Below are 22,561 nucleotides of genomic sequence, written 5' to 3' on the forward strand. Positions count from 1 at the left end.
TGTCCGGGCTGGATAAGATGGCGCCAATCTAGCGATCTTGCCGGCTGATAACTGTGAGCCTGATCGCGAAAGTTAGCGCTACCAGATAGCGCTAACATCGATCTGTGATAGCGCTATCATTTCTCTCATGGAAGGGATTCATCTTGCCCCTTCTCTGGCTCAAAGGAGGTAAAATCCGGTTTGAGCAAATAGTCAGTGCCCCGCTTTTGCCTTAAAGTGAGCACCCGTATGCCGAGGAAGGGAAAGGATGTCAGAAGCGAAGAAACGCCGTAGCACGGGTCGGGTGACCCTCAACGATGTGGCCCAGCTGGCCGGCGTGGGGGCCATGACGGTGTCGCGCGCCCTGCGCACCCCCGAGCTGGTGTCCGACAAGATGCGCGAGCGCATCGAGGCGGCGGTGGACGAACTCGGCTATATCCCCAATCGGGCGGCGGGGGCGCTGGCGTTCGCCACCTCCCAGACCATAGTGGTGATCGTGCCCAGCCTGACCGAGTGTGGCTGCGGCGAGGTGATCGCCGGGCTGCAGCAGACGCTGCGGGGAGAGGGCTACCAGATCATGCTGGGGGATGCCCAGCACCTCAAACAGCAGGAGGAGAGCCTGCTGACCAGCTTTTTGCAGCACAATCCGGCGGCCGTGGTGCTGTTTGGCAGCGATCCCGGCGAGACCATCCGCATGCGGCTGCAGGCAGCCCGCCTGCCGGTGGTGGAGGTGGGGGCGATGGCGCGCAGCCCCATCGACATGAACGTCGGGGTCTCCAACTTCGATGCCGGCTACCAGCTGACCCGCCACCTGATCGAGCGCGGCTACCGCAATATCGGCTTTCTCTGTGCCCGCCAGGAGCAGTGGATGCTGCAGCAGCGCATGCAGGGCTGGCAGAAGGCGCTGCTGGACAACTACCTCTCCCCCGACGCCATCATCAACACCTCGGAGCGGCCCAGCTTCAGCACGGGGGCGGCCATGCTGGGGGAGTTCCTGCTGCGCTGGCCCGAACTGGATGCGCTGGTCTGCGTCAACGACGAGCTGGCGGCCGGGGTGTTGTTCGAATGCCAGCGCCGCCATCTGAACGTGCCGGGCAAGCTCGCCATCGCCGGTTTCGACGATCTGGACGTGGCGCGTGCCTGCTATCCGGCCCTCACCTCGGTCCGCATCCCCTATCAGCGGATGGGGCAGGAGGCCGCCGATCTCATCTTGCGTCAGCTGGCCGGTGAACCCGTCATGGGCTCGGCGCTGACCCTCGATTTCCAGCTGCAGAAGCGGCAAAGCAGCTGACCCCTTTCACACTCATCAAAGAGGCAACCATGTTCAAGGCTCTGTTACTGGAAAACCAAGACGGCAAGACGGTGCCGACCCTGACCCGGCTGGACGAGAGCCAGCTGCCGGCCGGCGAGGTGCGGGTGGCGGTGAGCTACAGCTCCCTCAACTACAAGGACGGGCTGGCCATCACCGGCAAGGGCAAGATAGTGCGCCAGTGGCCGCTGGTGCCCGGCATCGACTTCGCCGGTACCGTGCTGGAATCTGCCGACGACCGCTATCAACCGGGCGACCGGGTGGTGCTGACTGGCTGGGGCGTGGGGGAAGGGCACTGGGGCGGCATGGCCGAACAGGCACGGGTCAAGGCCGACTGGCTGGTGCCGCTGCCGGCCGGGCTGGATGAGCGGCAGGCCATGTGTATCGGCACCGCCGGTCTGACCGCCATGCTCTGCGTGCTGGCGCTGGAAGAGGCGGGGGTGACCCCGCAGAGCGGCGAGATCCTGGTGACCGGCGCCGCTGGCGGGGTGGGCTCCACCGCCGTCGCCTTGCTGGCCGCGCTGGGTTATCAGGTGGCGGCCCTGACCGGCCGCCCAGAGGCGCAGGGCGAGCTGCTGACCGCGCTCGGCGCCAGCCGCATCGTGCCGCGCAGCGAGCTGCTGGAGCCCGCCAAGCCGCTGGAGAAACAACTGTGGGCCGGGGCGGTCGATACCGTCGGCAGTCAGGTGCTGGCCAAGCTGCTGGCCCAGATGAACTACGGCGGCGCCGTGGCGGCCTGCGGGCTGGCGGGTGGCTTCGATCTGCCCACCAGCGTGATGCCCTTCATCCTGCGCAACGTGCGGTTGCAGGGGGTCGATTCGGTGATGTGCCCGCTGGCGCGCCGCCAACTGGCGTGGCAGCGACTGGCGCGGGATCTGCCCGCCAGCTTCTTTGCGCAGGCGGTCACCGAGATCGGGCTGGAGCAGGTGGCGGAGGCCGCCGAAGCCATCACCCAAGGACAAATCGCGGGGCGCACCCTGGTCAAACTTTGATCCAGCCCTGACTGGCGAGCCCCATTTTTCTGGATAGACTTTGAGTGCGGGTGCACTATCCAAGGAGAATGAGCATGGGTGGACACAAGCCGGATTACGATCTCGATGACGATTGGGAGCCGGAATCCTGGGAAGAAGAGCTGGATGAATGGGAAGACGAGAGCTGGCAGGATGATGACCCTCTCGACGACCAGTAATCCGCGCATTGAATACACAGGCGGGCCTCGGGCCCGCCTGTTTTTTTGGGCGGCTCACAGGAATGGGGAGAGGTGCTTGGAGGGGGCTGCGGCTCTGGCTAGAATGAACTGCCCAAACGACACTCAAGGATGATTATGCGACTCTCGGTGATAGTGTTTGCCGTTCTGCTCGGGGGCTGCGCCTCCCATTCGGACGATCCGTGCGAGAAGGTGTGGAGCGAGGTGGGGGAGGCCGATGGCAAGCTGGGCTTTACCGCCGAGCGGGTCGAGTTTCATCAGGCCCAGTGCGGTGAGAAGGTGGATGCCGAGCTGTGGAAACAGGGGCATCAGAAGGGACTGGCCTGGTATTGCCGGCCGGAGCATCTCTATCTGGCGGGCCGTTCCGGTGGCGAGTATCGCGGGGTCTGTCCCAATGACGTCCAGGCGCGCCGGCTGTTCGAGCAGGGCCGCCAGGGCTGGACCGATCAGTAGCCGGGCGGGTGGCTCAGGCTTCTTTCTCTTTCAACCGCAGCGGCTGACACAGATAGTTCTTGTCGTTGGCGCTGCGGGCACACTTGCCGCAGACGAACTTGGGTTTGCGCACGATTTTGCGCAGGGTCTTGAGATCGGCCGGGATCTCGCTGCGACGCCATTCACACAGGGTCTTGTTGCCCATCTCGACTACCTCGACAACTCGGTGGGCCCTAGTGTAATCAATTTTCATTTCTAAAACAGCGAGCGGGCCAGGATGATCTCGCGGCCCGCTCGTGGTGACGGGAGATTACTGATAGAGGAACTTGGTAAAGATCAGCTCGCGCACCGCCTTCTTGCCGGTTTCCTTCACCAGCAGCTCATTGGCCCGGGTCTGGCACTCCTTGCGCAGGTCTTCGCGGCTGACCAGCGACTTGATCTGGTCGGCACTCTTGCTGCCCATCAGCCGGATGATGGCGTCACGGATGAGGGGGTCATGCTGCTCCAGCAGCTTGAGGTCTGCCTCGTTCTCGGCCATCAGCTCCACCGTCACCCGGACGTAGCCGAGGGTTTTGCCATCGCTCAGGTAGTTGGTGATGATGTCGGGATCCAGCAGGTGATAGAAGAAACCCGGCTTGGCGGCGGCAGCTTCCCCTTCTGCAGGGGCTTCCCCCCCTTCGGAGGCATAGGCCTGAAGTGCACCGCAGCTTAGCAACAACACCAGCAGAAATTTGAATAGCTTCATAGGGATGGCTCATCAGCAAGAGATACCCCATTTTTGATGCTGCCATCGGGGCCGTCAAGCACGGATGTTCTTACAATTCTCGATTGATTTACGGATAATAAACCGGATTTTAACCTGATAACGGAAATCTCCGGATGGTGAAGCTGTGAAGTCCGAGTTGACTGTTCCCCTTGCCCGGCTCGCGCCCTGGCAGACGCCCGCGCAGTGCGAGCCGCCCGAGGCCTTGCTGCCCTGGTTGCTGGAGGCCGATTCCATGACCCGGCGCCTGCGTCGCCACAATCGCCACTTTTCGGTACAACTGTTTGGCAATCGCAGCGTCGCCCTCGACGTCGACGAGCAGCAGCTGGTGGTCGCCGAGCAGCCCATGGGGCTGTGCCGCGAGGTGATCCTGCACGGCGATCATGGGCCGGCCGTGCTGGGCTGGACCCTGTTTGCCGAAGCGGCCCTGCAAGAGAGCGGTCTGCGCGAGCTGGGTGAGCAACCCCTGGGCGAACGTATCTTCGGTGACGAGCCTGCCCGGCGCGATAATCTACAACTGGCCTGTTTCGAGATTGCGAGCAATCCCTGGTGTCCGGCCGGCACCGTCTGGGGACGTCGTTCCCGTCTGTTTCTGGGGCAATGGCCACTGCTGGTCCATGAACTCTTCTTGCCCTCTCTGTCATGCAACAAGGAGCTGGAGTGAATCTGTTAACCAAGGAGCGGGGACTGGCCTACGTGCAGTTGGCCCGCATCGACAAGCCCATCGGCACCCTGCTGCTGCTGTGGCCGACCCTGTGGGCACTGTGGCTGGCGGCTGACGGGCTGCCGGATCTCTGGACCCTGCTGGTGTTCGTGGTGGGGGTGTTTCTGATGCGCTCCGCCGGTTGCGTCATCAACGACTATGCGGATCGCAACTTCGATGGTCACGTGAAGCGCACCGCCGGCCGGCCGCTGCCCATGGGCAAGGTCAAGCCGCGGGAGGTGCTGGCGCTGTTTGCGGTGCTGGCGCTCATCTCGTTCGCCCTGGTGCTGACCATGAACCCGCTCACCATCGGCCTGTCGTTCGCGGCCCTGCTGCTGGCGGTCTGCTACCCCTTCATGAAGCGCTACATCCCGATCCCCCAGCTGGTGCTCGGCATGGCCTTCTCCTGGTCGATTCCCATGGCCTATGCGGCCCAGGCCAACGCCTTGCCGGCGGTGGCCTGGCTGGTGTTTCTCGCCAACCTGCTGTGGACCATCGCCTACGACACCCAGTACGCCATGGTGGACCGGGACGACGACCTCAAGCTCGGCCTCAAGTCGAGCGCCATCCTGTTTGGCCGCCACGACAAGCGGATCATCGGCGCGCTGCAGTTGCTGACCCTGCTGATCCTGCTGCTGGTGGGGCAGTTGAGCGAGCTGGGCTCCAGCTACTACTGGTCGTTGCTGGCGGCGGCGGCGTTGTTCGTCTATCAGCAGCGGCTGATCCGCGAGCGGCAGCGGGAGGCCTGCTTCCAGGCGTTTCTCAACAACAACTACGTCGGGGCGCTGATCTTTGCCGGGGTAGTGATCAACTACCTGTAAGCCAGCCCCTGTCATGAAAAAAGGCCGCATGTTGCGGCCTTTTTTATGGTGTCGTGCGAGCGGGGTCAGAGCCGGTTGCCGGCCTGGATGGTGCGGCGGATCTTGGTGCTCAGCAGCGGCACTATGTTGTCGGCCAGCGCCTGGAAGCGGCCCAGATCCGGCTTGCAGCCCGGGTCGAGGTAGCCTTCGCTGCGCAGGGTGTGGATCAGGGTGCTGAACAGCTTCTGGTCGAAGAACTCGGGGGCGTTGATGCCGTGCAGGGTGCCAAGGCGCTCCGCCATCATCAGGCCGTCCGCCTCCAGCTGCTCGGCCTCGATGCGGGGCTGGGCCAGCACCCGGGTCAGCACGATGGCGTAGCGCTGCAGGGTCTCCTGAATGCTCTCGGCCAAGAGCAGCAGGCGGGTCTGGTTGACCGGATTGACCCAGAAGCCGCCGTCGCGGGCCTCGATCAACTGCTGGCGCTGCAGTTCGGCCAGCAGGGCATCGACCAGCTCCGGCAGCTCGTCCTCTTCATAGCGTAGGAACAGCTCGGTCTTGAGCAGCGGGTAGATGTCGATGCAGCGGGCAACGATTTCGCTGCGGGAGATCCCCTCGCAGCGCTCGATCAGGGCCGCCACCAGGGAGGGCATGGCAAACAGATGGAGGATGTTGTTGCGGTAGTAGGTCAGCAGGATCGCCTGATAGCGGTCCAGGCTGACGATCTGGCCCAGCTTGTCCTCGCTCACCTCGAACTTGTTGAGCTCCATCGCCTGATCCAGCAGGGTCTTGGCATCCTCGTCCGGGATGGTGCTGTGCGGGCTGTAGGGCACCTGCTTGAGCAGATCCAGATAAGTGTTGAGCTGGGCCTGCAGTTCGTCGCGGGTCAGCGCATGGCGCTCGGCGGCCAGCAGCGCCAGCGCGCTCAGGGTCAGGCCATTGACGGCGGCGGCCCCGTTGATGCGGGTCATCAGCAGCTCGGCCAGCTGGTTGACGGTAGGCGCCATCCACTCGGGACGCTCCTCCTCGCCGATATGCTCCTTCCAGCTGGGCACGTGCTCGTTGAGGTAATTGTTGAGGGTCAGCGGCTCACCGAAGTTGACGAAGCCACGGCCGTAGTTGCGCAGCTTGCGCAGGATGCCGAGCACCTGCAGGAAGCTCTCTTTCTCCTTGCGGCTGCCCTTGAGCTCGTTGTGGTAGGTGTTCACCTCCATCACGTGCTCGTAGCCCAGATAGACGGGCACCAGGGTCACCGGCCTGTCCAGTCCGCGCATCATGGCCTGCAGGGTCATCGCCAGCATGCCGGTCTTGGGCGGCAGCAGGCGGCCGGTACGCGAACGCCCGCCTTCGGTGAAGAACTCCACCGAATAGCCTTTGGCAAACAGCAGGTTGAGGTATTCCCGGAATACCGTGCTGTAGAGCGGATTGCCCTTGAAGGTGCGGCGGATGAAGAAGGCGCCGCCGTGGCGGAAGATGGGGCCCGCCGGCCAGAAGTTGAGGTTGATGCCCGCCGCGATGTGGGGCGGCACCATGCCCTGGTGGTAGATGACGTAGGAGAGCAGCAGATAGTCCATGTGGCTGCGATGGCAGGGCACATAGACGATCTCGTGCCCTTCCTGGGCCAGCTGGCGCACCTTCTCGGCGCCGTTGACCGAGAGGCCGCGGTAGAGCTTGTTCCACAGCCAGCCGAGGAAGCTCTCGCCGAGCCGGATCAGCCGGTAGGAGAAGTCGGAGGCGATCTCGTCCATGTAGCCGTGGGCCCGTTTCTGGGCTTTCTCCAGGCTGATCCCCTCGCGCTGGGCCTCTTCCTCGATGGCCTGCTGAATGACGTTCGAATCGAGCAGCTGCTTGAACAGCAGGTTGCGGTTGGGCAGCTTGGGGCCGGTAGCGGCCAGCTGCTGGCGGCTGAAGTGGGTACGGGCGACCCGCGCCAGCTTGTGGGCGATGGCCTCGTCGGTGCCATGCTTGTCCGCCATGTGACGCAGGGAGAGCGGCGGGGAGAAGCGCACCAGGTTCTCGCGCCCCTTGAGGATCACGATCAACGCCTTCTTGAGGCGGTTGGGCGCCAGGCTGCTGATGATGTTCCAGCCGGAGGCCTCCTCGCCTTCCCGGCCGGGGGCACGGCCCCAGAACAGGGTGACGGGCACCACCTGGATATCCAGCGCCGGATCCTGCTTGTGCAGATCCAGCAGCTGGTGGAACTCCTGCAGGAAGGGCAGCGGCTTGCTGCGCTTGCCGAACAGGGGAGGCGGACGGTCCAGACAGACATAACGGGGCAGCAACTGGCCGTTCAGCTCCAGCGGGGTGAAGGGGCCGGGCAGGCCGAGATCCTCGCAGCACTGTTGCAGGGTCATCAGGTCGGTGATCGAGCTGGTCTTCAGGGCGTAGACGATGGGTCTGGCTGGATCCAGCTTGAGCTCGGTGATGGGATTTTCCGGCAGGCTCTTGTGATTGACCAAGCCGCTGACCGGCCATTGCAAGATGGCTCTGGAAATGTTCTGTCCAAGGGACATGTGCGTCTGCTCTCCAAAAAAATGCGGCGTGAGCATAGCAAATCACCGACTGCTTGTCGCCGAGAGGTACGATGAGTCGGCTGCGCGGGATCAAATCTGCAGCAAATGAGTGCCGGGCCGCGACAAATGTCAGCTGCGCCTTGCCTTGGCCACTGCACTGTATATACTGCCAGTGTGCTGTATAAAAAGACAGGTGCCCATGCTATGAAACCCCTTACTCCCCGCCAGGCCGAAGTGCTGGAGTTGATCAAGGCGAACATGAACGAAACCGGCATGCCGCCGACTCGCGCCGAGATAGCCCAAAAGCTTGGTTTCAAGTCGGCCAATGCGGCCGAGGAACATCTGAAGGCCCTGGCCAAAAAGGGGGTCATCGAGATCATGCCGGGCACGTCCCGCGGCATCCGCCTGTTGCTCGAAGAGGAAGAGCCGCTGGAAGAGAGCGGCCTGCCGCTGATCGGCAAGGTTGCCGCCGGCGAGCCCATCCTGGCGCAGGAGCATATCGAGAGCCACTATCAGGTGGATCCGGCCCTGTTCCATCCGCGGGCCGACTTCCTGCTGCGAGTGCAGGGCATGAGCATGAAGAACATCGGCATTCTGGATGGCGACCTGCTGGCGGTGCACAAGACCCAGGAGGTGCGCAACGGCCAGGTGGTGGTGGCCCGGCTCGACGAGGATGTCACCGTCAAGCGCTTCCAGCGCAAGGGCAGCCAGGTGTGGTTGCTGCCGGAGAACGAAGAGCTCTCCCCCATCGAGGTGGATCTCTCCTGCCAGCAGCTCACCATCGAGGGCCTGGCGGTCGGTGTGATTCGCAACGCCGACTGGATGTAATCCCTGCCATGAAACGGCCTCCTGCAGGAGGCCGTTTCGTTTCTGTACTCCTTTCCCCATGATTTCAATCAGATCCTGATACCCGCCACTTTTGTCTGCGGGCGGTGACCGCAGGCGATTCATTTCAGATATATCATTTGGTAAGGCGGACTCGTTGGCTTGAGCCGCCCCCGCTGCTCGCCATGACGCGCGTTATCCAGATTGCTGGTAGCAGGAACCCGGAGGGCAGCAGGGAAAAACAACAGCCTCGTGAGGTGTGCGGCGCACACCTGGCAAAGAGGCGCTTGCGGGATAGAAGGGAGAGTGGCCAGGGCGCCGGCAGTCGGCCCCGCAGCGGCACACTCGCGCAGTCGACACGCGGCAGTCATCGACTCATTCACCCCGGTGGTGATGGGCGGTGCCTGTTGGCGTGACCTGTTGATCGAGGAGGACAGGTATGGCTTCAAGCTCGCCATGGGATCCGGGTCTGGCATCACCCGTTTCTTCCATCACCCGTTTCATCAAGGGTAATCGGATGACCCGTTTCTATGCCCTCTGGGTACACCACAAGGGTGCCTGCTGGACCATCTGGCTGGGATGCCCCAAGGACAAGATTGTCCGGCTGGTGCGCCTGTTTCACAGCCATCATGACGGCGGGCTGGCCGACGCCCCCTGGACAGCCCCCGTCATCCCGCTGCGGGCACAGTCCAGACGCCCGCATGAGCGGCGTCGACAGCAGCCCTGAGCATCACTGCTTCTTGTACAGCCCCACCCCATTGTGGGGCTGTTGTTTTGGGCGGGTTCGGGCCGGCATCACCGGCCCTTGCGTCATCTTCTGACGGAAGTTGGCCAGCGAACGGGCATCCGCTACAAGGGGGTGACCGGTCCGGCGCCGGCTGGGTTACAATGGCTCTTCCATTCGGGCCCGGTTGGCGGGTATGTCGAAGTGAAAGGGTCTGCTCTCTTATGGTTAAACCGCGTTACCCCTTGCTGTTTCTGCTGCTGGTCGGGGGCATGATGGCCGGATTTTACTGGAACCAGCCCTCCCTGCCCGAGCATGCCGACTACTACCCGGCGGGGCGGGACATCAATCCGTTCGCCTTCACCGATCAGGATGGCCAACCCTTCGTCCCTGCCAGCCTGAGCGGCCACTGGACCTTTCTGTTCGTCGGCTACACCTTCTGCCCCGACATCTGCCCGACCACCCTGGCGGATCTGCGTTCCGTCTACCCCGAGCTGAAAAAGATCGCCCCGAGCAGCCAGGTGGTGTTCATTTCGGCGGATCCGCAGCGGGACGACGTGGCCCGCCTCAAGACCTATACCGCCTTCTTCAATCCGGAGTTCAAGGCGGCGACCGGCCCTCACGACAAGCTGTTCCCCTTCGTGCGCAATCTGGGGCTCATCTACTCCATCGCCGACCAGGGGGAGAAGGATTACCTGATCGACCACTCAGCCTCCATCGTGCTGATCAATCCGGCTGGCAAGCTGGAGGCCGTGTTTCGCCCCCGTGTGAGCGAGGGCAGTGTGCCCAGGGTCGTCATGGCGAGCATGGTGTCGGACTTTGCCAAGATAGTGCGGCTGGACGACGCATGATGAGCAACGGACTCCCTGCGACATGCTGACCCCCATCTGGTGGCGGGACGGGCGGCGCCACCGCGCCGTGTTTGCCCTGGCCCTGCCCATGGTGTTTTCCAATGTCACCACTCCGCTGCTGGGGCTGGTGGATACCTGGGTGATCGGTCATCTCGGCCAGGCCTGGTTCCTCGGCGGCGTGTCGGTCGGCGCCACCCTCATCAACCTGCTGTTCTGGCTGCTCGGCTTTTTGCGGATGTCCACCACGGGGCTGACCGCCCAGGCTCATGGCGCCAGCAGCCCGGCCGGCCAGCTCGACACCCTGGCCCGTGCGCTGGGGCTCGCCGTCGGGCTGGGAGTGACGTTGCTGCTGCTGTTGCTGCCGCTGATCCCCACTCTCATCGCCCTCAGCGGTGGCTCCGCCGAGGTGCAGCACTATGCCGCCGAGTATGTTTCGGTGCGGGTCTGGAGCGCCCCGGCGGCGCTCTGCAACCTGGTTATCATGGGCTGGCTGCTGGGCATGCAGGATGCGCGCAGCCCCATGCTGCTGCTGATCTTCACCAACCTGGTCAACATGGGGCTCGATGCCTGGTTCGTGCTGGGACTGGGCTGGCAGGTGAAGGGGGTCGCCGCCGCTTCGCTGCTGGCGGACTATAGCGCACTCGGGTTGGGGCTCTGGCTGGTGAGTCGTCACCTGCGCCGGCTGGCCGCGTCGGCGTGGCAGGGAGCCTGGCAGCGCTGGCGCCAGTGGCCTGCGTTGTTGCGACTGCTGGCCCTGAACCGGGACATCTTCATCCGCTCACTCTGTTTGCAACTCTGTTTCGCCTTCATGACCCTGCAGGGGGCTCGGCTGGGGGATGTGGCGGTGGCGGCCAATGCGGTGCTGCTCAACTTCCTGATGCTGATCTCCTACGGGCTGGATGGCTTAGCCTACGCGGTGGAGGCCATGGTGGGCCGCGCCATCGGGCGGCGGGATCGGCAGGGGTTGCGGGAGGCCATCGTGCTCAATCTCGGTTGGGCGCTGCTGATTGCCCTGACGTTCAGCCTGCTGTTTGCGGTGGGCGGCAGCCGGCTGATCGCGCACATCACCGATCTGCCAGCGGTGATCGCCGCCGCCAACGCGCAGCTGCCCTGGCTCATCGCCATGCCGCTGCTGGCGGTCTGGTGCTTCCTGCTGGACGGGGTCTTCATCGGAGCGACCCGGGCGCGGGAGATGCGCAACAGCATGCTGGTGGCGGCACTGTGCGGCTTCTTCCCGGTTTGGTGGCTCTGTCAGGGTTGGGGCGTGGCGGCCTTGTGGGCCGCGATGGCGGCCCTGATGGCGGGGCGGGGGTTGACGCTGGGCTGGCTCTGCTGGCAGCTGGAGCGCGATGGCCGGCTGCTGCATTCAGCCCACGGGGCGGGAGCGGCGCAGCAGGCTTCCTCCTGACGTTGACGTCTGCCTGGAGCTGTCGGGGTTACTCCTGCAGCGAGCCGGCCTGTCGGGGTTACTCCTGCAGCGAGCCGGCGTAGCCCAGCTGGCGCCAGCTTTCGTAGACAAACACCGCCACCGCATTGGCGAGGTTCATGCTGCGGCTCTGGGGCAGCATGGGGATGCGCAGCCGCTGCTCGAACGGCAGGCTCTCGATGATCTGGATGGGCAGGCCGCGGCTCTCCGGTCCGAACAGCAGGGCATCGCCCGCGGCAAACTGCACCGCCGAATGGGCGGTGCGCCCCTTGGTGGTACAGGCGAATACCCGCGTCGGCGCCACCGCCGCCAGAAAGGCCTCGAAGTTCGGCCAGCGCTTCACCTCGGCAAACTCGTGGTAGTCGAGCCCCGCCCGCTTCACCCGCTTGTCATCCCACTCAAACCCCAGCGGCTCTATCAGATGGAGCCGATAGCCGGTGTTGGCGCAGAGGCGGATGATGTTGCCGGTGTTGGGCGGAATTTCCGGTTGGTAGAGCACGATGTCGAGCATGACGGCGTCCTGATGGGGCGAAAAGGGCGCCAGCATACCCAGCGCCCGTACGGATGAAAAGAGTCTGCTCAGCTGATGGGCAGGCGGATGGTGATGGTCAGCCCGGCCGGTTGGTTGCTGCTGGCGCGGATGGTACCGCCGTGGCGCGCAATGGCCTCCGCGGCGATGGCCAGCCCCAGCCCGGTGCCACCGGTCTTGGCGTTGCGGGCATCGTCCACCCGAAAGAAGGGCAGGAACAGCTGGGCCTGCTGCTCCACCGGCACGCCGGGACCGTCGTCGCGGATGGTCATCACCCACTCCAGTCCCTCCCGATACCAGTCCACCTTGATGAACTCGCGGGCGTATTTGAGCGCGTTGCGCAGTGGATTCTCCAGTGCCCGGGCCAGCAGATCGGGCCACATCCGCAGCGATTCAGCCGGCAGCGGCGGCAGCCTGAGCTGCTTGCCGCTCTGGTTCGCCTCGAACATGGCATCGTCCAGGATGGGCTCCAGCAGCTCGGCCAACGGCATCACCACCGGCGCTTCCACATGCTGCTGTACCCGCGACAGGTCGAGCAGGTCGCCGATCAGCTTGTCGAGCCGGCCGATCTCCGATTCGATCCGCACCAGCTCGTTGCTGTCCCCCTGTTTGCGACGGATCAGCGCCTGCGCCAGCTGGATGCGGGTGAGCGGGCTGCGCAGCTCGTGGGAGATGTCGGAGAGCAGCTGCTTCTGCTTCTGGATCATGTTCTTGAGGGTATCGACCATGTGGCTGACGTGATCCGCCAGCTGGCCGATCTCGTCCCGCCGCCCCAGGTTGGGGATCTGCGCCTCCAGATTGCCCTCCGCCAGCTGGGAGACCGACTGCTGCAGCTGCAGGATGGGGCGGGTCAGCCGCCAGGCCAGCAGCAGGCAGAGCGGGGTGCTGACCAGCATGGCGATGCCGAGGATCTGGATCGGGTGATCCAGGATCTGGATGAACAGGAACAGATAGGAGTTCTCGACGTTGAGGCCGAAGTAGATGTGGTAGATCTGGCCGTGATGCGTCATCTGGAAGGGGCCGGCGATGGCCCGTTTGTGCTCGCTGCCCAGCATGGGTTTGGCCGGGTTGTCCGAGTCGAGCATGAAACGGATCACGAACTTGCTCAGGCGGGTGCTGGACTGCATCTGTCCCTTGGCATCGCGCAAATAGATGTTGTCGACCGGCAGCAGGCCGGCGGCATCGATGGCCTGGGCCAGATCGAAATCCTGATTGGGGTCGGCCCCCTTCTGCAGTGCCTTCAGGTTGTTGTTGAGGCGGGTGATCTCGTGGGCCGGCAGCGGAATGATGTTGCGGGGATCCAGGGTCGGCAGGATCACCACGGCGGCCACCACCAGCAACAGCATGAACCAGAACCAGAGGAAGATCTGGGTGGAGAGACCGTTGAAGGTGCGGGTGGTTCTCATGCCTGTTCCAGCCACAGATAGCCTCTGCCGCGCACCGTCTTGAAGCGAGGCTGGCCATCGGTACGCTCAGGCAGCTTCTTGCGCAGGTTGCTCAGGTGCATGTCGATGGCGCGATCGAAGGGCTCGAGCTTCTTGCCGAGCACCAGCTCGGAGAGCTGGCTCTTGCTGACGATCTGGCCCGGGTTGCGCAGCAGGCACTCCAGCAGGCCGAATTCGGTGGCGGTCAGCTCCAGCAGTTCACCGTGGCAGCTGGCCTGCTGCAGGCCGGGTTGCAGCACCAGATCCATGAAGCGCACCTCTTCCGAGCTGCCGCCGCGCTGGGGCTGGGTGCCCTGGGTACGGCGCAGAATGGCGCGCACCCGGGCCAGCAGCTCCCGATCGTCGAACGGCTTGGCGAGGTAGTCATCGGCCCCGGCCTCCAGCCCGTTGACCCGATCCTGGCTGTCGCCGCGGGCGGTCAGCATCAGCACCGGAGTGTCGTGGTTCTTGCGCAGTCGGGCCAGCATGGCGAAGCCGTTGAGCTTGGGCATCATCACGTCCAGCAGCACCAGGTTGAAGTGCTGTTCGGCCAGCCGTTGCAAGCCCTCTTCGCCATCCTCGGCGACGGTCACCTGGAAGCCTTCCAGGGTCAGAATTTCGGTGAGCAACTGGGTCAGCTCGAGATCGTCGTCGACCAGGAGTATTTTGTGCATCTGAAGTCATTCCGCTGATTTTTCGCGCCAATCCGGCGTCGGGGTCAGGGTATAATAGATTTTTAACCGCAAGAGGAAAGCCGGTTTTGAGCCATCAACAATATTCCCGCTGGGTGACGCTGGCCAGCATGGCCGCCGTCACGACCGCCACCCTGCTGATTACCGGCAAGCTGATCGCCTGGCTGATGACCGACTCCTCGAGCCTGCTGGCCTCCCTCACCGACTCCTTCATGGACGTGAGCGCCTCCATCATCAACCTGCTGGCGATCCGCTACGCCCTGTCACCGGCCGACGACGAACACCGCTTCGGCCACGGCAAGGCGGAGTCGCTGGCCGGGTTGATCCAGGCGGCCTTTATCTCCGGTTCCGCGCTGCTGTTGGTGATGCACGGCATCTCCTCCCTGCTCAAGCAGGCGCCGCTGGAGCGGCTCGAAGCGGGTCTGTGGGTCAGCGGTGGCTCCATCGTGCTGACCCTGCTGCTGGTCAGCTTCCAGAGCCTGGTGATCCGCAAGACCAACAGCGTGGCCATCAAGGCCGACATGCTGCACTACCGCTCCGACCTGCTGCTCAATGGCGGCGTGTTGCTGGCACTGGTGCTGGCGGGACAGGGCTGGTACTGGGCCGACGGCCTGTTTGCCATCCTGATCGGGCTGTTCCTGCTGTGGGGGGCGCTGCATATCGGCTATGAATCGGTGCAGGCGCTGCTCGATCGTCAGTTGCCAGCCGGGGAACAAGCGAGAATAATGGCCCTCTGCTGTGACGTCGAAGGTGTACACGGGGTGCATGATCTGCGCACCCGCCAATCCGGTCCGACCCGTTTCGTGCAGTTGCATCTGGAACTGGACGATCAGCTCCCTCTGGTCAAGGCCCATCAGATTGCCGATGAAGCCGAACTGGCGGTTCGTCAGGCGTTCGAGCGCATGGATGTCATCATTCATATGGACCCCATCTCCGTGGTGCACAAGGAACAGCAAGGCACTCCCTCAGAACAACAGTAGGCTGCAACATGGATGATCTGGTTGCCAGAACCTGGCAAAAAATTCAGCAAGAAGCGGCGAGCATGGCGACCGAAGAGCCCATGCTGGCCAGCTTCTTCCACTCCACCATTCTCAATCACAAGAACCTGCGTTCGGCCCTCAGCTTCCAGCTGGCCAACAAGCTCGACAGCGCCACCATGCCTGCCATCGCCCTGCGCGAGGTGATCGAGCTGGCCCTGCGCAGCGAGCCCGAGCTGCTGGCGGTCGTGGCGGCCGACATCTGTGCGGTGCAGGAGCGCGACCCGGCGGTCGATCTCTTCTCCACCCCGCTGCTCTACCTCAAGGGATTCCATGCCCTGCAGGGCTACCGGGTCGCCAACTGGCTGTGGCGCCAGGGGCGTCGTTCGCTGGCGCTCTACCTGCAGAACCAGATTTCTGTGGTGTTCGGGGTCGACGTGCACCCGGCCGCCCGCATCGGCAAGGGCATCATGTTTGACCATGCCACCGGCATAGTGGTGGGTGAGACGGCGGTGATCGAGGACGATGTCTCCATCCTGCAGAGCGTCACCCTGGGCGGTACCGGCAAGGAGAGCGGCGATCGTCACCCCAAGATCCGGGAAGGGGTGATGATAGGGGCGGGCGCCAAGGTGCTCGGCAACATCGAGGTGGGCATGGGGGCCAAGATCGGCGCCGGCAGCGTGGTGATCAACCCGGTGCCGCCACACACCACGGTGGCGGGCGTACCCGCTAAGATCGTGGGTCGTCCGGAGTGCGACAAGCCTTCGCTGGACATGGATCAGTGTCTCTGATCCCCTGACCGAGGTGCATCGATGGCCAAGCGCTGGTCGGGTTATCTGATCCTGGGGATGTGGCTGCTCAATCTGCTGCACCTCTATCTGGGATTCTCCCCCTGGCCGGCGGCCATCGCGGCCTGGGGGGCCTCCCTGCTCACCTGGCCCTGGCTGGTGGGCGCGGCGCGGCGCCAGGCGCTGGCCCTGTACGGGGCGGCGCTGGCGCTGCTGATCTTCTCCTGCTGGCGGGGGGCAAGCCTCACCGCCGGTGACTGGTTGCTGCCCAACATCAACATGCTCACCATGTTTGCGGCGGTGAGCACCCTCAATCTCGCCACCTCGGGCCTCTTGACCGGCACCACCTCATGGCAAGGTCGCAAGGGGCTGTGGAGCACCATGGCCAGCCTCAACCTGCTGGGGGCCGTCATCAACCTCTCGGTGCTGTTCATCATCGGCGATCGGCTGGAACGTAACGGCACCCTTGAGCGGCGCCAGGTGCTGGTACTGAGCCGGATCTTCTGCGCGGCGGCCTTCTGGTCCCCCTTCTTCGTCGCCATGGCAGTGGCGCTCACCTATGCGCCCGGCTTGCAGCTGTCGCGCATCCTGCCGTTCGGGGTGGTGGCGACCCTGCTGGCGATGGGGCTGACCGCCTGGCAGGTGGAGCGGCTGGGGGTGGCGGACTTTGCCGGCTATCCGCTGCGGCTGCAGACTCTGGGATTGCCGGTGGCCCTGGCCCTGCTGGTGCTGCTGATCAAGCAGATCTGGCCGGATCTCGGCATCCTGGCGGTGATCGCCCTGGTGGCGCCATTGCTGGCCTTTGCCTTCATGCCGAGCGCTGGGCGCGGCCCGGCCCTCAAGCGGCAGGTGGTGGAACGCTTCCCCGCCATCGGTGGCCAACTGGTGCTGTTTCTGGGGGCGGGTCTGCTGGCCGCCGGCATCAACAGTGCGTTGTCGGTGCTCGAGCTGGGTGGCGGCCACGGTTTGCCCTTCTTCCATCACTTCGGTTGGCTGGAGTCTTCGCTCACCCTGTTGCTGATCCTGCTGGTGGCCATCGTCGGAGTGCACCCGCTCATCAGCATCTCAGGATTGGCGCCGCTGCTGTGGCCGCTCTCGCCGGATCCCAGCCTGCTCGGCATGTGCTTCCTGCTGGGTTGGGGGCTGGCCACCGGCACCAGCCCGCTCTCCGGCTCCAACCTGGCGCTGGCCTCCCGCTACAACCTGAGTGCCGGGGCGATTTTGCGCGGCAACCTGCTCTACGGCTTGCTGATGTACGGGGTTGCCTGTCTGCTGCTGGGGGCTTATATCGCCCTGCACGCTTGATGATGCGGGCTTTCGGCAAGGGCGTGCAGGGAGGTTGCGCAGGGGCTGGGTGGCGACTTGTGCGGGGCCGGCCGTGGCCCGGGCGCAGGATGCGAGAAAAATAGACGCATATTTAGGCAATACATCCATGGAAGGCGCATTTTACAGCGCACCGGCTTGTTTGTGCCGATAGGCTCGGGGTATGCTGGCTTCACGCGCTTGAATCGCCCTCTGTGGGGCATCGCAATTGAACATACAGGTATGCATATGTCACTAGAAGTCCTTGAGCAACTCGAATCCAAAGTACAATCCGCCGTCGACAACATCTCCCTGCTGAAGATGGAGCTGGACGAGCTGAAAGAGCAGAACAACAAGCTGCAAGACGAGAACCATCAGCTGCGCAACGAGCACGTCGCCTGGCAAGAGCGTCTGCGTGCCCTGCTGGGCAAGATGGACCAGATGGGCGAAAGCATCTGAGTCGTCGCCATCCGCGAGAATTGAAAACGGGCCGCTCCATGAGCGGCCCGTTTGTTTGGGTCAGTCTGGCAATCAGAGTGCCAGCAGCTGTTTGACGGTCTTCTCGATGCCGTCCGCCGCTTCCGCTATATTGTTGGCCAGCATGTAGGCGGGGGTAGAGATCACCTTGCGCTCCTGATCCACCACGAACTCGTTGACCGGGCAGTTGAGATGGCTGCCTCCCATCGCCTCGATGGCGTTGGCGGTACCCTCGTCGTGGCCTATGGTAGCCAGGGTGCCGGCGCCATAGATGAGCGGGATCATGGCCGGTGCGATACAGATGTAGGCGGCCGGCTTGCCGGCCTTGGCGAAGCTCTGGCACGCCTTCAATACATCCGGCTGGATTTGGCACTCAGCCCCCTTGATGGCGAAGTCGCACAGGTTCTTGGCGGCGCCAAAGCCACCCGGCACCAGCAGGGCATCGTAGTCGGCCGCATCCAGCTCGGCCACGTCCCTTATCTGGCCGCGACAGATGCGGGCCGCTTCAACCAGCACGTTGCGGCGCTCGCCTTCACTCACTTCCCCGGTCAGGTGGTTGATCACATGGAGCTGTGGAACATTGGGAGCGAAGCACTGGACTGCTGCGCCCTGCCTGGCCAGCGCCAGCAGACTGATGACGGCCTCGTGGATTTCGGCCCCGTCAAAGACGCCACAGCCACTCAAGATCACGGCCACTTTTTTCATGACAGACTCCTCGTTGTTGAAAATGTGAGCCAGAATGGATTGTTGTACTTTTGTATGGTTATCGTTCGTCCTCAGCTGGTCAAGTCATCTTGCTGTGCTAGGATTGTTTCGTTTTGGATCCTGCCGTACTTACTCCCTTAAATTTTTTTCCACATTGATCGAGATCATTCAAGTCGTCTCGCGATCGGTTTTTACATGTGCAACCAGTTGTTATTTATTGGTTTTTATATTTTGCGCACAGTTTTATCACTGTGGTTCATACTGCCCCTCATTTTTGAACACAGAGTTATCCACAGATTGATGGCCTGTGAGGATCCGCCGACAGGGTCTTTGCCCCTCTTGGTGTGAGGGGGGCCCTGTGGCATCCTAGCGGCTGTTTATCTCTGGCAGGACGATTTCATGGCCCCTAGCAACCCCCTTATTCTGGTCGACGGCTCTTCATATCTTTACCGCGCCTTCTTTGCCTCCCAGCAGGCCGATCTGCGCACCTCGACCGGTTTGCCGAGCGGCGCCGTCCGTGTCATGGCCAACATGATGCGCAGCCTGCGCAAGCAGTACCCCGACTGCCACGTGGCCGTGGTGTTCGATGCCAAGGGCAAGACCTTCCGCGACGACATCTATCCCGAATACAAGGCCAACCGGGCCAGCATGCCGGACGATCTGCGCAGCCAGGTTGCCCCCATCCACCAGATGATCAAGGCGATGGGTTTCCCCTTCCTGATGGTGGAGGGAGTGGAGGCCGACGACGTGATCGGTACTCTGGCCCGTCAGGCGACCGAGAAACAGCTGCCGGTGCTGATCAGTACCGGCGACAAGGACATGGCGCAGCTGGTCTCCGACCATGTCACCCTGATCGACACCATGAAAGATGTGAAGACCGATCGGGAAGGGGTGATCGAGAAGTTCGGCGTACCGCCCGAGCTCATCATCGACTACCTGGCCCTGATGGGGGACAAGGTGGACAACATCCCCGGCATGACCGGCGTCGGCGAGAAGACCGCACTGGCCCTGCTGCAGGGGATCGGCAGCATCGACGAGATTGCCGCCAACCTCGACAAGGTGGCGGCGCTTGGCTTCCGCGGCTCCAAGGCGTTCGCTGACAAGTTCCGCGAGCAGGAAGAGCAGGTGCGCCTCTCCTACGTGCTGGCCACCATCAAGACCGACGTGGCGCTGGAGCAGAGCCTGGAAGAGCTGCAGCTCGGCCCCATCGACAAGGAGGCTCTGTTGGCGGTCTATCGTGAGTACGAGCTGCGCAACCTGATCAAAGAGCTGGAGTCCGGCGGCGCGGAGGAGAGCGGCGCCGAGGGTGATGATGAAGGCGCTGCCCCGGTAGCCGCCATCGAAACCGACTATCGCTGCATCCTGGATGAGGCTGAATTCGATGAGTGGCTGGCCCGTCTGCAGGTGGCGCCGCTGTTTGCCTTCGATACCGAGACCACCAGTCTCGACTATATGGAAGCGCGCGTCGTGGGTGTCTCCTTTGCCATCGAGCCGGGCAAGGCGGCCTACGTGCCCTTCGGTCACGATTATCTGGGGGCGCCGGTACAGCTGACCGAAGCCGTGGTACTGGGCAAGCTCAAACCGCTGCTGGAAGATCCGACCCGTCTCAAGGTGGGGCAGAACCTCAAGTACGATCGCAACGTGCTGCTCAATCACGGTATCGAGCTGCAGGGCATCGCCTACGACACCATGCTCGAGTCCTATGTGCTCAACTCCACTGCCAGCCGCCACGACATGGATTCGCTGGCTCGCAGATATCTGAACGTCGAGACCATCTCGTTCGAGGATATCGCCGGCAAGGGGGTCAAGCAGCTCACCTTCAACCAGATTGAACTGGAGCAGGCGGCTCCTTACGCGGCGGAAGATGCCGACATCACCCTGCGTCTGCATCAGACGCTGTGGGGCAAGCTCTCTGCCGAACCGGGTCTCGCCAAGGTGTTCAGCGAGATCGAACTGCCGCTGCTGCCGGTGCTGGCGCGGATGGAGCGACTCGGTACCACCATCGAGCCCAAGCTGCTGCACCAGCAGAGTCAGGAGATCGAAGTGCGTCTGGCAGAGTTGGAGAAACAGGCTCACGAGCTGGCCGGGCAGGAGTTTAATCTCTCCTCGCCCAAGCAGCTGGGGGAGATCCTCTTCACCAAGCTGGGGCTGCCGATCATCAAAAAGACTCCCAAGGGAGCGCCATCCACTGCGGAAGAGGTACTGGCCGAGCTGGCGGAGACCTATGAGCTGCCGCAACTGCTGATGGAGCACCGTGGGCTGGCCAAGCTCAAGTCCACCTACACCGACAAGCTGCCGCTGATGATCAAGCCGCAGACTGGGCGGGTGCACACCTCCTATCATCAGGCGGTGGCGGCGACCGGCCGGCTCTCGTCCACCGATCCCAACCTGCAGAACATCCCGGTGCGCAACGAACAGGGACGCCGCATTCGGCAGGCTTTCATCCCGTGCGCCGGTTACAAGCTGGTGGCGGCGGACTACTCCCAGATCGAGCTGCGCATCATGGCGCACCTCTCCGGTGACAAGGGGTTGCTGACCGCCTTCGCCGAGGGCAAGGACATCCACAAGGCGACCGCTGCCGAGGTGTTCGGGGTAGCGCTCGAGGCAGTGACCAGCGACATGCGCCGCAGTGCCAAGGCGATCAACTTTGGCCTCATCTATGGAATGAGTGCCTTCGGTCTGGCCAAGCAGCTGGGGATCGGTCGCGCCGAAGCGCAGAAGTACATGGATCTCTACTTCGAACGCTACCCAGGTGTGCTGGAGTACATGGAGCGCACCCGCCAGCAGGCGGATGCCCAGGGCTATGTCGAAACCCTGTTTGGCCGTCGCCTCTATCTGCCGGATATCAAGTCGCGCAACGCCGGTCTGCGCAAGGCGGCCGAACGGGCCGCCATCAACGCACCTATGCAGGGTACGGCCGCCGACATCATCAAGCGCGCCATGATCAACGTGGATGGCTGGATCCGCGGGATTGAAGACCAGTCGATCCGCATGCTGATGCAGGTGCACGATGAACTGGTGTTCGAGATCCGCGAAGAGAAGCTGGAAGAGTACATCACCATCATCAAGGAGAAGATGTCAGCCGCAGCCGAGCTGCATGTGCCGCTGGTGGTGGAAGCGGGTACCGGTGACAACTGGGATCAGGCCCACTGACCCCGTCTGACAGTCATATAGCTATATAAGAAGAGAAGCCCGGCATGATGCCGGGCTTCCTGTTTGTGGTGGCGGGGTGTCAGGCTTCTTGCAGATACTCGTCCTTGAGCAGTACATAGTTGTCAGCCGAGGTCTTGAGGAAGGCAATCTCGGCCGGCTTGAGGGCGCGGGCCTGCTGGACTGGATTGCCCATATAAAGAAAGCCTGCCTCGAGCCGCTTGCCTGGCGGCACCAGGCTGCCCGCCCCGATCATCACATCGTCTTCAACGATCACCCCATCCAGCAGGATGGCACCCATGCCGACCAGCACCCGGTTGCCGATGGTGCAACCGTGCAGCATGGCTTTATGACCGACCGTGACATCCTCGCCGATCAGCAGTGGATAGCCGCCGGGGTTGCTGGCGCTCTTGCGGGTCAGGTGCAGCACTGTACCGTCCTGAATATTGCTGCGCGCACCGATGCGGATATGGTTCACATCCCCCCGCGCCGCCACCATGGGCCAGATACTGGCATCGTCACCCAGCTGGATATCCCCCACCAGGGTGGCGCAGGGGTCCACATATACCCGTTTGCCCAATTGCGGGCGTTTTCCTTTGTAAGGTCTCAGTCGCAAGTCCATCTCGGCCTCCTTGTTTTCGGCCATTCTAGCAATTCGAGACCGGTTTCTGTGGATAAGTTTGTATAAAAGCTGTGCTTGGATATGAATAACTAAAAAACTGCAGTTTTTTGCAATTTTATTGCCGATGAGGGGTTGCCAGAAAGAATCCGTTCCCTATAATGCGCCTCCATCGACACGGCAAGCGGCAACGCAAACAGCCGGTCGGTAGCCTCGAAAAGCCTTTGAAAATAAGGCTTGACTCGAGAAGGCGGTTGAGTAGAATGCCACTCCCGCAGCAGCCAAAAGCTGCGTCGCTCTTTAACAATTTGAATCAAGCAATCTGTGTGGGCACTCACAGCATCGAGCATCAAAAACAATTTTTGATAT

24 protein-coding genes are annotated in these 22,561 nt (G+C 62.9%); 15 read left to right on the plus strand and 9 right to left on the minus strand.

Annotated elements, in window-relative coordinates; all coding sequences use genetic code 11:
• Positions 1-247 precede the first annotated feature (247 nt).
• The 4 genes from OKC29_RS20770 to OKC29_RS20785 all read left to right on the plus strand — a co-directional run bounded on the left by OKC29_RS20770 (position 248) and on the right by OKC29_RS20785 (position 2,948).
• Positions 248-1,270 (plus strand): LacI family DNA-binding transcriptional regulator, encoded by a 1,023-nt coding sequence (locus OKC29_RS20770; protein ID WP_270669601.1) that lies wholly within the window; start codon positions 248-250, stop codon positions 1,268-1,270.
• 29 nt (positions 1,271-1,299) lie between these two features.
• A complete protein-coding gene (gene acuI, locus OKC29_RS20775; RefSeq protein ID WP_044798849.1) occupies positions 1,300-2,280 on the plus strand; it encodes an acrylyl-CoA reductase (NADPH) in 981 nt (326 codons plus the stop codon).
• A gap of 74 nt (positions 2,281-2,354) precedes the next feature.
• Positions 2,355-2,477, plus strand: a complete 123-nt coding sequence (locus tag OKC29_RS20780) for a hypothetical protein (protein WP_016349017.1) — start codon at positions 2,355-2,357, stop codon at positions 2,475-2,477.
• Between the two features lie 129 nt (positions 2,478-2,606).
• Positions 2,607-2,948, plus strand: a complete 342-nt coding sequence (locus OKC29_RS20785; RefSeq protein ID WP_011704195.1) for a DUF2799 domain-containing protein — start codon at positions 2,607-2,609, stop codon at positions 2,946-2,948.
• A gap of 13 nt (positions 2,949-2,961) precedes the next feature.
• On the opposite strand, the gene OKC29_RS20790 is transcribed toward OKC29_RS20785, so the two are convergent.
• The gene (locus OKC29_RS20790; RefSeq protein WP_162847503.1) at positions 2,962-3,132 is read right to left on the minus strand and encodes a hypothetical protein; all 171 of its coding nucleotides are present in this window, start codon (positions 3,130-3,132) and stop codon (positions 2,962-2,964) included.
• Between the two features lie 105 nt (positions 3,133-3,237).
• Positions 3,238-3,672, minus strand: a complete 435-nt coding sequence (locus OKC29_RS20795) for a flagellar basal body-associated FliL family protein (RefSeq protein ID WP_011704197.1) — start codon at positions 3,670-3,672, stop codon at positions 3,238-3,240.
• A gap of 145 nt (positions 3,673-3,817) precedes the next feature.
• Between OKC29_RS20795 and OKC29_RS20800 the strand changes: the two genes are divergently transcribed.
• Together OKC29_RS20800 and ubiA are read left to right on the plus strand one after the other, a co-directional pair.
• Positions 3,818-4,354 (plus strand): chorismate--pyruvate lyase family protein, encoded by a 537-nt coding sequence (locus tag OKC29_RS20800; RefSeq protein ID WP_073348603.1) that lies wholly within the window; start codon positions 3,818-3,820, stop codon positions 4,352-4,354.
• On the plus strand, positions 4,351-5,214 hold the full coding sequence (gene ubiA, locus OKC29_RS20805) for a 4-hydroxybenzoate octaprenyltransferase (protein ID WP_011704199.1): 864 nt from the start codon (positions 4,351-4,353) through the stop codon (positions 5,212-5,214). Before OKC29_RS20800 ends, ubiA begins: the two co-directional genes overlap by 4 nt.
• 65 nt (positions 5,215-5,279) lie before the next feature.
• On the opposite strand, the gene plsB is transcribed toward ubiA, so the two are convergent.
• Positions 5,280-7,703, minus strand: coding sequence for a glycerol-3-phosphate 1-O-acyltransferase PlsB (plsB, locus tag OKC29_RS20810; RefSeq protein WP_011704200.1), 2,424 nt, complete (start codon positions 7,701-7,703; stop codon positions 5,280-5,282).
• Positions 7,704-7,907: 204 nt separating this feature from the next.
• Here plsB and lexA point away from each other — a divergent pair, with 204 nt between their 5' ends.
• From lexA to dinF, 4 genes are all read left to right on the plus strand, one after another.
• Positions 7,908-8,531: a transcriptional repressor LexA gene (gene lexA / locus OKC29_RS20815; RefSeq protein ID WP_011704201.1), complete on the plus strand. Its 624-nt coding sequence runs from the start codon at positions 7,908-7,910 to the stop codon at positions 8,529-8,531.
• A gap of 436 nt (positions 8,532-8,967) precedes the next feature.
• Entirely contained in the window at positions 8,968-9,255 is a 288-nt protein-coding gene (locus OKC29_RS20820) for a hypothetical protein (protein WP_011704202.1), read from the plus strand.
• Positions 9,256-9,476: 221 nt separating this feature from the next.
• Complete coding sequence (locus OKC29_RS20825; RefSeq protein WP_162275561.1) at positions 9,477-10,103, plus strand: SCO family protein; 627 nt, start codon at positions 9,477-9,479, stop codon at positions 10,101-10,103.
• 22 nt (positions 10,104-10,125) lie between these two features.
• Positions 10,126-11,511: an MATE family efflux transporter DinF gene (dinF, locus tag OKC29_RS20830; protein ID WP_073348606.1), complete on the plus strand. Its 1,386-nt coding sequence runs from the start codon at positions 10,126-10,128 to the stop codon at positions 11,509-11,511.
• Between the two features lie 58 nt (positions 11,512-11,569).
• Here dinF and trmL read toward each other — a convergent pair whose 3' ends face one another.
• From trmL to OKC29_RS20845, 3 genes are all read right to left on the minus strand, one after another.
• A complete protein-coding gene (gene trmL, locus OKC29_RS20835; RefSeq protein WP_162275807.1) occupies positions 11,570-12,040 on the minus strand; it encodes a tRNA (uridine(34)/cytosine(34)/5-carboxymethylaminomethyluridine(34)-2'-O)-methyltransferase TrmL in 471 nt (156 codons plus the stop codon).
• A 68-nt stretch (positions 12,041-12,108) separates the two neighbouring features.
• The gene (locus OKC29_RS20840) at positions 12,109-13,464 is read right to left on the minus strand and encodes an ATP-binding protein (RefSeq protein WP_073348608.1); all 1,356 of its coding nucleotides are present in this window, start codon (positions 13,462-13,464) and stop codon (positions 12,109-12,111) included.
• Positions 13,461-14,156 carry a response regulator gene (locus tag OKC29_RS20845; protein ID WP_073348609.1) on the minus strand — a complete coding sequence of 232 codons (696 nt, stop codon included), beginning with the start codon at positions 14,154-14,156 and terminating at the stop codon, positions 13,461-13,463. The genes OKC29_RS20840 and OKC29_RS20845 overlap by 4 nt, the downstream gene beginning before the upstream one ends.
• Before the next feature lie 86 nt (positions 14,157-14,242).
• On the opposite strand from OKC29_RS20845, the gene fieF reads away from it, so the two are divergent.
• The 4 genes from fieF to OKC29_RS20865 all read left to right on the plus strand — a co-directional run bounded on the left by fieF (position 14,243) and on the right by OKC29_RS20865 (position 17,700).
• Positions 14,243-15,154, plus strand: a complete 912-nt coding sequence (fieF, locus tag OKC29_RS20850; protein ID WP_073348610.1) for a cation efflux pump FieF — start codon at positions 14,243-14,245, stop codon at positions 15,152-15,154.
• 8 nt (positions 15,155-15,162) lie between these two features.
• Positions 15,163-15,942 carry a serine O-acetyltransferase gene (gene cysE, locus OKC29_RS20855; RefSeq protein ID WP_011704210.1) on the plus strand — a complete coding sequence of 260 codons (780 nt, stop codon included), beginning with the start codon at positions 15,163-15,165 and terminating at the stop codon, positions 15,940-15,942.
• Between the two features lie 21 nt (positions 15,943-15,963).
• On the plus strand, positions 15,964-17,244 hold the full coding sequence (locus OKC29_RS20860; protein ID WP_065480264.1) for a hypothetical protein: 1,281 nt from the start codon (positions 15,964-15,966) through the stop codon (positions 17,242-17,244).
• A gap of 246 nt (positions 17,245-17,490) precedes the next feature.
• On the plus strand, positions 17,491-17,700 hold the full coding sequence (locus OKC29_RS20865; protein WP_016349028.1) for a cell division protein ZapB: 210 nt from the start codon (positions 17,491-17,493) through the stop codon (positions 17,698-17,700).
• Positions 17,701-17,772: 72 nt separating this feature from the next.
• On the opposite strand, the gene elbB is transcribed toward OKC29_RS20865, so the two are convergent.
• Positions 17,773-18,423 carry an isoprenoid biosynthesis glyoxalase ElbB gene (gene elbB / locus OKC29_RS20870; protein WP_073348611.1) on the minus strand — a complete coding sequence of 217 codons (651 nt, stop codon included), beginning with the start codon at positions 18,421-18,423 and terminating at the stop codon, positions 17,773-17,775.
• A 399-nt stretch (positions 18,424-18,822) separates the two neighbouring features.
• Between elbB and polA the strand changes: the two genes are divergently transcribed.
• The gene (gene polA / locus OKC29_RS20875; protein WP_073348612.1) at positions 18,823-21,576 is read left to right on the plus strand and encodes a DNA polymerase I; all 2,754 of its coding nucleotides are present in this window, start codon (positions 18,823-18,825) and stop codon (positions 21,574-21,576) included.
• A gap of 79 nt (positions 21,577-21,655) precedes the next feature.
• Here polA and OKC29_RS20880 read toward each other — a convergent pair whose 3' ends face one another.
• Positions 21,656-22,195 carry a gamma carbonic anhydrase family protein gene (locus tag OKC29_RS20880; RefSeq protein WP_026080495.1) on the minus strand — a complete coding sequence of 180 codons (540 nt, stop codon included), beginning with the start codon at positions 22,193-22,195 and terminating at the stop codon, positions 21,656-21,658.
• A gap of 89 nt (positions 22,196-22,284) precedes the next feature.
• Positions 22,285-22,561 (minus strand): hypothetical protein (locus tag OKC29_RS20885; RefSeq protein ID WP_270669607.1); only part of this gene is annotated, 277 nt, incomplete at its 5' end.

The organism is Aeromonas sp. QDB34 (assembly GCF_027705405.1).
Lineage (GTDB): Bacteria > Pseudomonadota > Gammaproteobacteria > Enterobacterales > Aeromonadaceae > Aeromonas > Aeromonas hydrophila.